The following is a 13,591-nucleotide window of genomic DNA, read 5'->3' on the forward strand; positions in this document are numbered from 1 at the left end:
ATGAACGATAAGGGTGCATCCAAGCGTCGTCTGCGTTCGCAGGACTGGTTCGACAATCCGGATCATATCGATATGACAGCGCTCTATCTCGAGCGCTTCATGAACTACGGCATCACGCCGGAAGAGCTGCGCTCCGGCAAGCCGATCATCGGCATCGCCCAGAGCGGCAGCGATCTCACGCCCTGCAATCGTCATCACCTCGATCTTGCCAAGCGCGTGCGTGACGGTATCCGCGATGCCGGCGGCATTCCGATCGAATTTCCGACCCATCCGATCTTCGAGAACTGCAAGCGTCCGACGGCGGCACTCGACCGCAATCTTGCCTATCTCGGCCTGGTGGAAGTGCTCTACGGCTATCCGCTCGATGGCGTCGTGCTGACGACCGGCTGCGACAAGACCACGCCATCGGCGCTGATGGCAGCCTCGACCGTCAATATTCCGGCGATCGTTCTTTCCGGTGGCCCGATGCTCGATGGCTGGCACGAGGGCGAGCTCGCGGGGTCGGGTACGGTGATCTGGCGGTCGCGCCGCAAGCTGGCGGCGGGTGAGATCGACGAGGAAGAATTCATGGAGGCCTCGCTCGCCTCGGCGCCCTCCGTCGGCCATTGCAACACCATGGGAACGGCCTCGACCATGAATGCCATGGCGGAAGCGCTCGGCATGTCGCTGACCGGCTGCGCCGCCATTCCCGGCGCCTATCGCGAGCGGGGACAGATGGCCTATCGCACCGGGCGGCGGGCAGTCGAGCTGGTTCTCGCCGATATCAAGCCTTCCGATGTGCTGACGCGCGAGGCTTTCCTCAATGCCATCCGCGTCAATTCCGCCATTGGCGGCTCGACCAATGCGCAGCCGCATCTCGCCGCCATGGCCAAGCACGCCGGCGTCGAGCTTCATCCCGACGATTGGCAGGTGCATGGCTTCGACATTCCACTGCTCGCCAATGTGCAGCCGGCAGGCGCCTATCTCGGCGAGCGTTTCCATCGCGCCGGCGGCGTTCCGGCCATCATGTGGGAGCTGCTGCAGGCCGGCAAGTTGGACGGAAGCTGCCCGACCGTCACGGGCAAAACGATGGCGGAGAATCTGAAGGGTCGTGAGGCGACCGATCGCGAGGTCATCCGCCCCTTCGCCGACCCGCTGAAGGAGCGGGCCGGCTTCCTCGTTCTCAAGGGCAATCTGTTCGATTTCGCCATCATGAAGATGAGCGTCGTCTCCGATGAATTCCGCAGCCGTTACCTGCAGGAGCCGGGCCGCGAAGGTGTGTTCGAGGGCAGGGCTGTCGTCTTCGACGGATCGGAGGATTATCACAAGCGCATCAACGATGCCGAGCTCGGGATCGATGAGAACACGATCCTCGTCATTCGGGGGGCAGGGCCGATCGGCTGGCCGGGTTCGGCCGAGGTCGTCAACATGCAGCCGCCGGACGCGCTTCTGAAGCGGGGCATCCGCAGCCTCCCCACGATCGGCGACGGTCGCCAGTCTGGTACGGCCGACAGCCCGTCCATCCTCAACGCATCGCCGGAAAGTGCCGCCGGCGGCGGCCTTGCCTGGCTCAGGACCGGCGACATCATCCGCATCGATTTCAATCATGGCCGATGCGACATGCTGGTCGACGAAGCCGAAATCGAACGCCGCAAGGGCGACGGCATTCCGTCCGTTCCGCCGGATGCGACGCCGTGGCAGCGGATCTATCGCCGGTCGGTCACGCAGCTTTCCGATGGCGCCGTCCTCGATGGCGCTGCGGATTTCCGCAATATCGCCGCTATACCGCCGAGGCATAACCACTAGCGCCGGGTGATTTAGGTAAAATCGACTTACAATCTGAATCCGCGCTAGAAACAGACAGGTGGGGCAAGATGTCGTTCCGAAGCCGTTTGCATTTTCGGCATTATGCTCTGGTTCAGATATCGAAAACTGCTGATGACCAATGCACTACCATTAAAGTTCGTGAAAGGGAGTAGTGCATATATACTTGCGGCAGTTATGCGGTCTCTTCAGTTCCCGAAGGGAGTGGAGCTCTTTGGCAGAGACTATATCAGGGCGAAGCGAAGAAGAGTTCCAGGACCTTTTGAGAAGGCTGGAGCTGGCGCTGGAGGCGTCACAAATCGGCGTCTGGCAACATAACGTCAACGAGCAGGAGCTGCTCTGGGACCAGCAGATGCACAAGCTCTACGGAACAGGGCGCCACAACCGCCGGGTTTCCTCCAATGTCTGGTTTAAGGCGCTGCATCCGGAGGATCATGAAAGGGCGATCAACGACTTCCAGATCGCGCTCGAGGGGAAGGGTTTCTACAACTCGCAGTTCCGCATCATTTTGCCCAGCGGTGAGGTGCGCCATCTGCGTTCGCGCGCGCATTACTATGAAGATGCCGACGGCGGGCCTTCCTTCATCGGCGCCGAATGGGATGTAACCGCCGATGTTTTGCTCAATCGCGAGCTGACCAGCCAAAAGGCCATTGCGGAAGCCCGCGCCGTTGCGCTGGAGCAGAGCCGCGCGCGAATCGAGCATGCCGCCGACCACGATTATCTCACCGGCCTTCCGAACCGGCGCTATTTCGATCGGCGATTGGCTGAATTGCGTAACGACGCATCTATCGAGACATTGGCCGTGCTCCACATCGATCTCGTCGGGTTCAAGGAGATCAACGACAAATGGGGTCATGCGGCCGGAGACGCGACATTGCAGAGTGCTGCCGCGCGCATATCCGGAGCCATCACCGCCAACGATATAGTCGCGCGTATCGGCGGCGATGAATTCGTGGCTGTGCTGGTGAATGTCGGTAACGCCGAGAGGCTGGTGGCGATCGCGAATGATATTTTCCGGCGATTGCGACGCGAGGTGCGTTTCGGCAGTGAGATGCTGAGCATTGGCGCGTCCATCGGTGTGGCCATGAGCGAGGCCGGCGGCGCCGGCAATCTGCTGGCGGAATCCGATGTCGCCCTTTTCCAGGCCAAGAAGCTCGGTCGCAACCGGGTGGAGTTCTTCACGCCGAAGCTGCAGTCCGACCTGCAGGCGGAACGTCAGCTGGCCGACGAATTGCGTTTGGCGCCGGTGTTGTGTCAGATCGAGCCTTTCTATCAAATTCAGGTGGATGCCCGCAGCCGCCGCATTGTCGGGCTGGAGGCTCTCGCCCGCTGGCGCCATTCGGAAAGGGGATTGTTGAGCCCGATCGCCTTCCTGAAGGTGGCCGATGAATACGGGCTCACCGCGGAGATCGATGCGGCCGTCCTGAAGCGCGCGCTTGCCGACCGGTCGGACTGGGTGTCGCAAGGTCTCTCGCCGCCGCGCATTGCCGTCAATATCTCCGGGCGCCGACTTGCGGATCCGGATCTTATCGAAGGGTTGAGGGCGCTCAGGATACCCCGTAATGCCATCGCCTTCGAACTGGTCGAAACGATCTTTCTCGATGCTCCCGACGAGCGGGTGCTCGCCAATATCGCCGGCATCAAGGAGATGGGAATCGATATAGAAATCGATGATTTCGGCTCGGGACACGCGTCGCTGATCGGCCTGGTCACGTTGAAGCCGAAGCGGTTGAAGATCGACCGGCAACTGGTGACGGCGGTGACGGTATCGGACGAGCGGCGCCGACTTGTCGGTTCCATCGTCGATATTGCGCGCGCCTTGAATGTCGAGGTCGTTGCCGAAGGGGTCGAGACCGAAGAACATGCGCGCATCCTGGCGGAAGTCGGCTGCGACGGGCTGCAAGGCTATGCCATCGGCTATCCCGCTTCTGGAAGCGAGATCGCTGCGTTGCTGAAAGCGGCTCTTGTCATGGACAAGAACCGATCCACGGCGGGCACGCGGGCTACTGGATCTGCAAGACGGCGATCAAGCCGTAGCTGATCAGACCGAGCATCAGCAGCGATAGCGTCGCAGCGGCGATGACCCGACCTCCCGCATGCGCGACGGAGCGGATATTCACGGACAAGCCGAGCGCCGCCATGGCGATGACCGTCAGGATGCCCGAGACCACCTCCATTGGAGCAACCAGCGTATCCGGAATAAGGCCGAAGGAGCGCAGCGCCATCAGCCCGAGAAAGCCGCAGATGAACCAGGGAACAAGCGAATGATGGTGGCTGCCGCGGGCGTCGGCGCCAACGGCCTCAGCCTTGGTAATGATGCCGAACAGAAAGATCACGGGACCCAGCATCAGGACGCGGACAAGCTTGACGAGCGTGCCGGTCTGGATGGCGAGCAGACCGACGGGCGCGGTCGCGGCCAGTACCTGCGGCACCGCGTAGACGGTCAATCCGGCCAGAGTGCCGTATTGCGGTACGCTCATGCCGAGATGGAAATAGAAAAGCGGCAGCAGAAACACTGCCGCAATGCCAAGGACGGCGGTAAAGGCGAGTGCGGCTGCGATCTCCTGCGAATCCGCCTCGATCACGGGGGCCACGGCTACGATTGCCGAGTTGCCGCATATCGAATTGCCGCAGGCGATCAGCGTTGCCAGCCTTGGCGGCAGGCCAAGCGCGCGCCCGATGACGTAGGTGGCGGCGATCGACAAAATGACAACAATGGCGATGCCGACGATCAGCCAGACGCCGGCGCCGCGAATGGCCGGGAGGCTGATGGAGGCGCCGAGAAGCACGATGGCGATTTCCAGCAGGGTCTTGGCGCTGAAATCGATGCCGGGCTTCATGGCCGGGTTCAGCGGCTTGAGAGTGCAGACGGCGATGCCGATCGCGATGGCAAGCACCAGGCTTTCGATCCATCGGCCTCCGAACAGGCCGATTTCGAGATGTTCGCCGGCATAGGCGAGAGAGGCGACGGCACAGGTGAGTGCGAGGCCGGGGAGGATCGTGTTTGCGCGTCGAGCAAGTGACATATCGTGCCGTCGTTCGTTTGGTATGCTTCGGTGACGGCAGGAAAGTCTCATCTGTCGATGTCGACATCCATCGAATATTATCCTATGTTTCATTCGATAAATTAGAATGATTTCCCATGACCTTCGAGCAGCTCGCAATTTTCGTCGCCGTCGCCGAGCGCGAACATCTGACCAATGCCGCCGAAGCCATCCATCTGACGCCTTCGGCCGTCAGCTCGGCGATCAAGAATCTCGAGGCCTATTACGGCGTGGAGCTGTTTCATCGCGTCGGCCGGCGGATCGAGCTGACGGAGACGGGACGGTCCTTCCTGGGTGAAGCCAAGGCGACGCTCGCCCGCGTGCGCTCGGCGGAACTCATGCTGTCTGAATTGGGTGGGCTGCAGCGCGGCCGGCTCAGCATCTATGCGAGCCAGACCATCGCCAGCTACTGGCTGCCGCCTCTGTTGATGCGGTTTCATCGCGACTATCCTGGCATCGAACTTGATCTGACGATCGGCAATACGCGAACCGTAACCGAAGCCGTTATCGACGGTGCGGCCGAGCTGGGCTTCATCGAAGGCGAAGTAGATGCGCCGGCGCTGTCGATGAAGACCGTCGCTCAGGATGCGCTCGTCATCGTCGTGCCGCCGCATCATCCCTGGGCTGATGGTCGGCGGTTGACCGCGGCCGACCTCGCCACCGGCACCTCCTGGGTGATGCGCGAGGAGGGCTCGGGCACGCGTTCGGAATTCGAGAATGCGGTCGCCAGGCTCGGTGCAAACCCGCGAGATCTCGACGTGGCGCTCGTCCTCCCCTCCAATGAGGCGGTGCTGTCCGCCGTCTGTGCCGGGGAAAGCGCTGCGGCTGTTTCCAGTGCTGCGGCAAGCGCCTATCTCGGACAGGGTTTGCTTGTTCAAGCAACCTTCGATCTGCCCGTCCGCAGCTTCCGGCTGCTGCGTCACAAGGAGCGTCATGCGAGCAAGGCGGCGCTGACGCTTGAGGCGATGTGCAAGGATTGAGGAGATTCAATGCATTCCGGAAGCGGATGCCGGCGATGCCGATAGCATCACTTTCAATCTATCGCCGCTCGGCCCGCTGCCGATTGGCGACCACGAGTTCGATGTTGTTGCGCTCCAGCATGGCGCGAATGTCTGATGGCGGTGTATCGTCGGTGACCAACTTATCGAATGCTGACGGTTCGTTGAGGACAATGGGCGCGCTGCGTCCGAACTTGGCGCTGTCGGCGACGATGATGCAGTTTTCGGCGCGGCCGGCCGCTTCCCGGGAATATTCCGCCTCCTCCAAATCGTGCAGCATGAAGCCGGAGGTGGCGTTGATGGCGCCCACCGACAGGATGGCATGGCGTATGTTGAAGCGGCGCAGGAAATTGGCGGCCTCCATGCCAAAGGCGCCGCCGTCATGCCCGCGCAGTTCGCCGCCGGCGAAAAAGACGCGGTTGCCATTGCGAGTGGCAAGCGCGTGAGCGACCGCGACGGCATTGGTGACGACGAAGAGGTTCTGATGCTTCTGCAGCGCGACGGCGATGAAGGCGGTGGTCGAGCCGACATCGAGGAAGAGTGCGTCTCCATCCTCGATCATGGCGGCGACCGAAGCGGCGATCATCCGCTTGGCCTCCGCGTTCTCGTTCATGCGCAGATGCAGCGGCGGCTCGATCATCGAATCCTTGATGTGGACGCCGCCATGCACCTTGGTAACGAGCCCGTTGGCCTCCAGGCTGCGGATATTGCGGCGGATGGTTTCTTCGGAAACGCCGAGCCGTTCGGCCAGGAACTGGATGCGGCTCGCGCCGCCGGCCAGGCGCAGTTCCTCCAGAATCTCGCGTTCGCGATGATTGGAGTGAAGCGGTGGCTGGGATATGCCCGACATGGTTGCTGATCCTATTGAGGGTATGATCCCGAAATGTGCCTGGCGTCCACAATAACTGACCCCTGACGCCGCCAGAGGCGCCAGTTCGCACAGCTTGATCCGATTGCCTCGCGCTTGAGTTTTTAAGACAAATCTCACCTATGGTGAAGCGCCGTATTCGCGATATCCATAGCTCATCCAATTCGAGTGGCCTCTCGAAACCAACAAAAAGCCAAATCTTCGTTTCATTTTGTGGGGTGCCCTTGACAGCTTCGCGTTTGTAAGGGACCTTTCTCATCCGAAGGATGCTCAGCAGTGGTACCGGAGGGGGAATGGCTGCGACGCCGGAAGACAGGATCCACTCTCTGGGCATCTGGCACGGGGCGATCGAGATCGCCCCGCTGGCGGGCGGCATTACCAATCGCAACTATCTGGTCGGCAACGCAGGCCGGCGTTTCGTCGTCCGGCTTGGGGCGGATATTCCCGTTCACCACATCAGCCGCGCCAATGAATTGGCGGCGAGCAGGGCTGCCCATGCGGCCGGTCTTTCGCCTGCTGTGATCCATCATGAACCCGGCATACTGGTGCTCGACTATATCGATGCGAGGCCGCTGTCGGCCGATGATATGAGAAATCCAGCCATGATGAGCCGTGCCGTGCCGCTCGTCCGGTCCTGTCATCGCGACGTCGGCAAGTATTTTCGTGGGCAGGCGGCGATCTTCTGGGTCTTCCATGTGGTCAGGGACTATGCGGCCGTTCTCGAGGCCGGCGGTAGCCGGCACCGAGCGATGCTGCCTTCCTTTCTGGAGACGGCAGAGCGGCTCGAACGCGAAGCGGGTCCTTTCGAGATCGCTTTCGGCCACAATGATCTGCTGGCGGCGAATTTCCTCGACGACGGCAAGCGGCTGTGGTTGATCGATTGGGATTATGCGGGGTTCAACACGCCGCTGTTCGATCTGGGCGGCCTTGCCTCCAACAATGAATTCTCCGAGGCGCAGGAAGAGGCGATGCTGGAGGCCTATTTCGAGGCTCCCGTCGGCGATGAACTGCATCGGCGCTATCAGGCGATGAAATGCGCCTCACTCCTGCGCGAGACGATGTGGAGCATGGTTTCGGAAATCCATTCCGACATCGAATTCGATTATTCTTCCTATACAGTTGAAAATCTCAGGCGCTTCGAGAGCGCCTGGCAGGATTATCGCCATTCTTGAGGTAATGTCATGAAGGAACTGCCGGCTACCGCAAAGACCGTCGTCATCGGCGGTGGCATCATCGGCTGCTCGACGGCCTACCATCTCGGCAAACTCGGCTTCACCGATACCGTGCTGCTGGAGCGCAAGAAGCTGACTTCGGGCACGACCTTCCATGCTGCCGGCCTCGTCGGCCAGCTGCGCACCAGCGCCAACATCACACAGATGCTCGGCTATTCCGTCGATCTCTACAAGAAGCTCGAGGCGGAGACGGGGCTTGCCACCGGCTGGAAGATGAATGGCGGCCTGCGCCTTGCCTGCAACGAGGGGCGTTGGACCGAGGTAAAGCGGCAGGCGACGACGGCGCAGTCCTTCGGCCTGCAGATGCACCTGCTGACGCCGCAGGAAGCGCTCAATCTCTGGCCGCTGATGGATGTTGACGATCTCGTCGGCGCCGCCTTCCTGCCGACGGACGGTCAGGCCAATCCTTCCGATATCACCCAGGCGCTGGCGAAAGGCGCCCGCATGAGCGGCGTGTCGATCTTCGAGGATACCGAAGTTCTCGATCTGGAGATCGACCAGGGCCGGATCCGTGCCGTCATCACCGAGAAAGGCCGTATCGAATGCGAGCGCGTCGTCGTCTGCGCGGGGCAATGGACGCGAACTTTTGCAAGCCGTTTTGGCGTCAATGTGCCGCTGGTCTCCGTCGAGCACCAATACCTCATCACCGAATCCTTCGGCGTGCCGTCCAACTTGCCGACGCTGCGTGATCCCGATCGGCTGACCTATTACAAGGAAGAGGTCGGCGGGCTGGTCATGGGCGGCTATGAGCCCGATCCTATCCCATGGGCACTCGACGGCATCCCGAAAGATTTTCATTACACCTTGCTCGACAGCAATTTCGACCACTTCGAGCAGATCATGGAGCAGGCGCTGGTGCGTGTGCCGGCGCTGCAGACGGCCGGCATCAAGCAGCTGCTGTGCGGCCCGGAGAGCTTTACGCCCGACGGCAATTTCATTCTCGGCGAGGCGCCGGAACTGAGGAGTTTCTTCGTCGGCGCCGGCTTCAATGCCTTCGGCATCGCATCCGCCGGCGGGGCGGGCATGGCGCTCGCCGAATGGGTTGCCAAGGGCGAACCGCCCTACGATCTCTGGCCTGTCGATATCAGGCGCTTCGGCCGCCCGCATTTCGACACCGACTGGGTGCGCACCCGCACGCTGGAGGCCTATGGCAAGCATTACACCATGGCCTGGCCCTTCGAGGAGCATTCCAGCGGCCGGCCCTGCCGCAAGTCGCCGCTTTACGATCGGCTGAAGGCGCAGGGCGCCTGCTTCGGCGAAAAGCTCGGCTGGGAACGGCCGAACTGGTTTGCCGATCTCTTTGCGGGCGAGGAGCCGAAGGACGAGTACACGTATGGACGGCAGAACTGGTTCGATGCCGTCGGCCGCGAACATAAGGCGGTGCGCGAAGCGGCCGTCATTTTCGATCAGACCTCCTTTGCGAAATTCGTGCTGAAGGGCAGGGATGCCGAGGCGGCGATCTCATGGATCGCTTCCAACGACGTCGTCAAGCCTGTTGGCGCACTGACCTACACCCAGATGCTGAACGACCGTGGCGGCATCGAATGCGACGTTACTGTCGGCCGCATCGCCGAGAATGAATTCTACATCACGACAGGCACCGGCTTCGCAACGCGTGATTTCGATTGGATCGCTCGCAATATTCCGCCCGAGATGCATGCGGAACTGGTAGACGTCACCTCCGCCTATTCGGTCCTGTCGCTGATGGGGCCGAAGTCGCGCGAGATATTGCAGGCCGTGACCTCGGCGGATGTTTCGAACACCGCATTCCCCTTCGGCAAGGTGAAGACTATCGGCATCGCCGGCTGCCCCGTCAGGGCGCTGCGCATCACCTATGTCGGCGAACTCGGTTACGAGCTGCATGTGCCGGTGGAATATGCCACTAGCGTTTATGACGTGCTGATGGCGGCTGGTCGCGAATACGGGCTTATCAATGCCGGCTATCGCGCCATCGAGAGCTGCCGATTGGAGAAGGGCTATCGTGCATGGGGTTCGGATATTGGGCCGGATCATACTCCGATCGAAGCAGGGCTTGCCTGGGCGGTGAAGACGAAGAAGGACGTCGCATTCCGCGGCAGGGAGGCGATCGAGCGCCAGCTGGCCTTGGGCGTCAAGAAGATGCTCGCCTGCTTCGTGCCCGACGATGCCGAAACCGTGCTTCTCGGCCGCGAGACGATCTATCGCGATGGCCAGCGTGTCGGCTGGCTATCGAGCGGCGGCTATGGCTACACGATCGGCAAGGCGATCGGCTACGGCTATGTCCGCGATCCCGGCGGCGTGACGGAGGATTTCGTGCTGTCCGGCCGCTACGAGCTCGATGTCGCGCAGAGCCGAGTGCCGTGTCGGGTGTCGCTGAAGCCGCTTTATGATCCGCAGATGGTACGGATCAAGGGGTGATTGTAGACCGCGTGTATTAACTCGAAGACCATTTCGGTATGAGGCCTATCGCCTGCTCGGCAGATCCCAAGCCCGATAAAGGCCATTGAGCGCCTCCGCTGTGTGGCATTCCACCATCGGCAAATTAGCTTCCTGAAGAATTTTTGCGTATTTGGCGCCACTGTTGCGGGTCTTCACGAGTATCCAGTGAATCATCTCCCATTTGACGCTGTCCTTGGCGCCTTCGAGATGGCCTGCTCGATCTGAGCGGTTGATCAGGGTCCGCTTGAGATAGCGGGAAAAGCGCAGCCAATGATTGGAGGTGATGAGGATGGCGCCGGTCGCGCGAGCCAAACGTTGCGGCATCAGGCGCGTATAATTGCCTTCCATGATCCACTGTTCGCCAAGAATCGCTGCATCGTGGAGCGCGGCAAATTCTGCTTCGGGGCGCTGCTTCCAGTCCGTATGAGGCAGGTGATGAAGCTGATCGAGATGCACGGTCGGAAAGCCGAGCTTCTTGGAGAGTGCAACCGCCAGGGTTGACTTGCCAGCATTGGAGGGGCCGAGCACAACGATGCGCTCGCCAAGGGAATGCAAGGGAAGCATGAGACACCGGTCGGAAAATTGGGATGGCTTTCATTGGCGGAAGCGAACCGCCTTGTCAACGCTTGCGTGTCCTGCTGTTGTGATTACGTCATTTACGAGACGAGCTTGGAACCAGACCCCACCACCTCCCGAAAACTGTGATCTCCCCGCCGCGGCGTCCGCCATTTTCTTGACACGCCGGCGCTTTCATCCTCAATCGACATGCTGAAAACAGACGGAGGCCGGAAACGATGGCGGAAGCGAACATCAAGCTTGAGGAGAGCTGGAAAGAGGCGCTGTCGCAGGAGTTCGAAAGCCCCTACATGCAGCAGCTCAAATCTTTCCTTGTCGAGGAAAAGCAGCGCGGGAAGGTGATCTTTCCCCGTGGCAGCGAGTATTTCCGGGCGCTGGATCTGACACCGCTCGACGAGGTGCAGGTGGTCATTCTCGGGCAGGATCCCTATCACGGTTTCGGCCAGGCGCATGGGCTCTGCTTTAGCGTGCGCCCCGGCGTGCGCATCCCACCGTCGCTGGTCAATATCTACAAGGAACTGGAAACCGATCTCGGCATTCCGCCGGCCCGCCACGGCTTTCTGGAAAGCTGGGCAAAGCAGGGTGTGCTTCTGCTCAACAGCGTGCTGACGGTGGAGGAATCCCAGGCCGCCTCGCATCAGGGCAAGGGCTGGGAGCGCTTCACCGACGCCGTCATCCGCAGGGTCAACGATGAATGCGACGGCGTCGTCTTCATGCTCTGGGGTTCCTATGCGCAGAAGAAAGCCGCCTTCGTCGATACCGAGCGCCATCTGGTGCTGAAGGCGGCGCATCCGTCGCCGCTATCGGCTCATAACGGTTTTCTCGGCTGCCGGCATTTCTCCAAGGCCAATGCCTATCTGGTCGCGCATGGCCGGGATCCGATCGATTGGGCACTGCCAAGCAATCCGGATGCTCAGTAAGGCGCTGCTTTCCGGATCGTAGCTTACATCAGTGAACGATCCGAATTTATCGTTCACTCATTGAAGACAATCCGTTTGGCTATTCGGGGCTATCGAAACGCGGCCGACAAGACCATCTTCTGCCCATGAGAAACGCCTGCCGGTGCAGGCGAGACAAGGGGTTTAAGATGCTTAACCAGATCAAAGGTCTTCACCACGTTACCTCGATGGCGGAAGACGCCCGGACCAATAACAAGTTCTTCACCGACACGCTCGGCCTGCGCCGCGTCAAGAAGACGGTGAATTTCGACGCTCCCGATGTCTATCACCTCTACTATGGTGACGAGATCGGCACGCCCGGCACCATCATGACGTATTTCCCGTTCCCGAAGATGGCGCGCGGCCGCCCGGGCACCGGTGAAGTCGGCAACACAGTCTATTCCGTTCCGGAAGGTTCCATCGGCTATTGGACCGAGCGGCTCGGCCAGCATGGCGTCGAGGGCTTGAAGGCCGACGAATCCTTCGGCCAGAAGCGCCTGCATTTTGCCGGTCCGGATGGCGATGGTTTCGCGCTCGTCGAGGTCAAGGACGACAAGCGGCAGCCTTGGACGCATAACGGGGTCGATGCCGAGCATGCCATCAGAGGCTTCCATTCCGTCGCCATGCGGCTCAGGGATGAAGGCGCCACGGCCGAGTTGTTGAAGTACATGGGCTACGAAGTCGTCGATACACATGATGGCATCAAGCGGCTTGCCATTCCCGGCGGTAACGGCGCCGATTATGTCGACCTCGAGACGATGCCGAACATCAATCGGGCGCTTCCGGGCGCCGGCTCCGTCCACCATGTCGCCTTTGCCGTCGAGAACCGCGCAAAGCAGCTCGAGGTGCGCAAGGCGCTGATGGATACGGGCTATCAGGTGACCCCGGTCATCGACCGCGATTACTTCTGGGCGATCTATTTCCGCACGCCGGGCGGCGTGCTGTTCGAAGTCGCCACCAACGAACCTGGCTTCAACCGCGATGAGGATACGGCCCATCTTGGCGAGGCGCTGAAACTGCCAGAACAACATGCGCATCTGCGTGGGCTGATCGAGCAGCATCTCGAACCGCTGGAAGGCTAATCCAGGAGAAAGATCATGACGGATACGACTTATGTGCACCGGCTGAAGGCCGGTGCACCCGGAAAGCCTATTTTCTTCACCTTCCATGGCACCGGCGGCGACGAGAACCAGTTTTTTGATTTCGCTGCCCGGCTGCTACCGGACGTCACCATCATCTCGCCGCGCGGTGATGTCTCGGAATATGGCGCGGCGCGCTTCTTTCGCCGCACAGGCGAGGGCGTTTATGACATGGCCGATCTTGCCAGGGCGACGGAAAAGATGGCGAAATATGTCTCGGAACTGGCGGCGGAATATGGCGCATCGCAGGTGCTCGGCCTCGGCTTTTCCAACGGCGCCAATATCCTCGCCAACGTCCTGATCGAGCATGGCGATCTGTTCGATGCGGCGGTGCTGATGCATCCGCTGATCCCCTTTCAGCCGAAGGACAATGCCAGGCTGGCAGGCAAGCGCGTGCTGATCACCGCGGGTGAGCGCGATCCGATCGCGCCGGCGCCGGTCACCAAGTCGCTCGCCGATTACTTTGCGCGGCAGGCTGCAGAGGTCACCCTCGAATGGCATCCGGGCGGTCACGATATTCGCCCTAACGAGATCGAGGCCATCGGCAAATTCCTTGTGCCCTACGCGTAAGCTCG

The 13,591-nt window shown here is 60.9% G+C and carries 11 protein-coding genes; 8 read left to right on the forward strand and 3 right to left on the reverse strand.

Annotated elements, in window-relative coordinates; all coding sequences use genetic code 11:
* Entirely contained in the window at positions 1 to 1,785 is a 1,785-nt protein-coding gene (locus FHT84_RS13100; protein WP_210278861.1) for an IlvD/Edd family dehydratase, read from the forward strand.
* Positions 1,786 to 2,017: 232 nt separating this feature from the next.
* Positions 2,018 to 3,844, forward strand: coding sequence for an EAL domain-containing protein (locus FHT84_RS13105; protein ID WP_183762849.1), 1,827 nt, complete (start codon positions 2,018 to 2,020; stop codon positions 3,842 to 3,844).
* Here FHT84_RS13105 and FHT84_RS13110 read toward each other — a convergent pair.
* Positions 3,807 to 4,829 carry a putative sulfate exporter family transporter gene (locus FHT84_RS13110; RefSeq protein ID WP_183762851.1) on the reverse strand — a complete coding sequence of 341 codons (1,023 nt, stop codon included), beginning with the start codon at positions 4,827 to 4,829 and terminating at the stop codon, positions 3,807 to 3,809. The two genes, FHT84_RS13105 and FHT84_RS13110, sit on opposite strands and share 38 nt — an antisense overlap.
* Positions 4,830 to 4,945: 116 nt before the next feature.
* Here FHT84_RS13110 and FHT84_RS13115 point away from each other — a divergent pair, with 116 nt between their 5' ends.
* Positions 4,946 to 5,827, forward strand: a complete 882-nt coding sequence (locus FHT84_RS13115) for a LysR substrate-binding domain-containing protein (protein ID WP_183762854.1) — start codon at positions 4,946 to 4,948, stop codon at positions 5,825 to 5,827.
* Between the two features lie 58 nt (positions 5,828 to 5,885).
* On the opposite strand, the gene FHT84_RS13120 is transcribed toward FHT84_RS13115, so the two are convergent.
* Positions 5,886 to 6,695, reverse strand: coding sequence for a DeoR/GlpR family DNA-binding transcription regulator (locus FHT84_RS13120; RefSeq protein WP_112340485.1), 810 nt, complete (start codon positions 6,693 to 6,695; stop codon positions 5,886 to 5,888).
* A 311-nt stretch (positions 6,696 to 7,006) separates the two neighbouring features.
* Between FHT84_RS13120 and FHT84_RS13125 the strand changes: the two genes are divergently transcribed.
* Positions 7,007 to 7,885, forward strand: coding sequence for a choline/ethanolamine kinase family protein (locus tag FHT84_RS13125; protein WP_183762857.1), 879 nt, complete (start codon positions 7,007 to 7,009; stop codon positions 7,883 to 7,885).
* A gap of 9 nt (positions 7,886 to 7,894) precedes the next feature.
* Positions 7,895 to 10,342, forward strand: a complete 2,448-nt coding sequence (locus tag FHT84_RS13130) for an FAD-dependent oxidoreductase (protein ID WP_183762860.1) — start codon at positions 7,895 to 7,897, stop codon at positions 10,340 to 10,342.
* Between the two features lie 45 nt (positions 10,343 to 10,387).
* Here the strand turns inward: FHT84_RS13130 and FHT84_RS13135 are convergent, their stop codons facing one another.
* On the reverse strand, positions 10,388 to 10,819 hold the full coding sequence (locus FHT84_RS13135) for an AAA family ATPase (RefSeq protein ID WP_285166078.1): 432 nt from the start codon (positions 10,817 to 10,819) through the stop codon (positions 10,388 to 10,390).
* A 338-nt stretch (positions 10,820 to 11,157) separates the two neighbouring features.
* On the opposite strand from FHT84_RS13135, the gene ung reads away from it, so the two are divergent.
* The 3 genes from ung (at position 11,158) to FHT84_RS13150 (ending at position 13,586) form a co-directional block, all read left to right on the forward strand.
* Complete coding sequence (gene ung / locus FHT84_RS13140; protein ID WP_113351624.1) at positions 11,158 to 11,859, forward strand: uracil-DNA glycosylase; 702 nt, start codon at positions 11,158 to 11,160, stop codon at positions 11,857 to 11,859.
* 167 nt (positions 11,860 to 12,026) lie between these two features.
* Entirely contained in the window at positions 12,027 to 12,959 is a 933-nt protein-coding gene (locus FHT84_RS13145) for a VOC family protein (protein ID WP_183762866.1), read from the forward strand.
* Between the two features lie 15 nt (positions 12,960 to 12,974).
* Positions 12,975 to 13,586, forward strand: coding sequence for an alpha/beta hydrolase (locus tag FHT84_RS13150; RefSeq protein ID WP_183762869.1), 612 nt, complete (start codon positions 12,975 to 12,977; stop codon positions 13,584 to 13,586).
* The last annotated feature ends 5 nt before the right edge of the window (positions 13,587 to 13,591 follow it).

Origin of the sequence: Rhizobium sp. BK289 (assembly GCF_014193575.1) — a bacterium.
Classification (GTDB): domain Bacteria; phylum Pseudomonadota; class Alphaproteobacteria; order Rhizobiales; family Rhizobiaceae; genus Rhizobium; species Rhizobium tropici_C.

Excerpts from the sequence above, each read along its gene's own strand:
- FHT84_RS13110 (WP_183762851.1), bottom strand. The coding sequence starts at position 4,829 with ATGTCACTTGCTCGACGCGCAAACACGATCCTCCCCGGCCTCGCACTC.
- FHT84_RS13100 (WP_210278861.1), top strand. The coding sequence starts at position 1 with ATGAACGATAAGGGTGCATCCAAGCGTCGTCTGCGTTCGCAGGACTGG.
- FHT84_RS13145 (WP_183762866.1), top strand. The coding sequence starts at position 12,027 with ATGCTTAACCAGATCAAAGGTCTTCACCACGTTACCTCGATGGCGGAA.
- FHT84_RS13150 (WP_183762869.1), top strand. The coding sequence starts at position 12,975 with ATGACGGATACGACTTATGTGCACCGGCTGAAGGCCGGTGCACCCGGA.
- ung (WP_113351624.1), top strand. The coding sequence starts at position 11,158 with ATGGCGGAAGCGAACATCAAGCTTGAGGAGAGCTGGAAAGAGGCGCTG.
- FHT84_RS13125 (WP_183762857.1), top strand. The coding sequence starts at position 7,007 with ATGGCTGCGACGCCGGAAGACAGGATCCACTCTCTGGGCATCTGGCAC.
- FHT84_RS13130 (WP_183762860.1), top strand. The coding sequence starts at position 7,895 with ATGAAGGAACTGCCGGCTACCGCAAAGACCGTCGTCATCGGCGGTGGC.
- FHT84_RS13120 (WP_112340485.1), bottom strand. The coding sequence starts at position 6,695 with ATGTCGGGCATATCCCAGCCACCGCTTCACTCCAATCATCGCGAACGC.
- FHT84_RS13115 (WP_183762854.1), top strand. The coding sequence starts at position 4,946 with ATGACCTTCGAGCAGCTCGCAATTTTCGTCGCCGTCGCCGAGCGCGAA.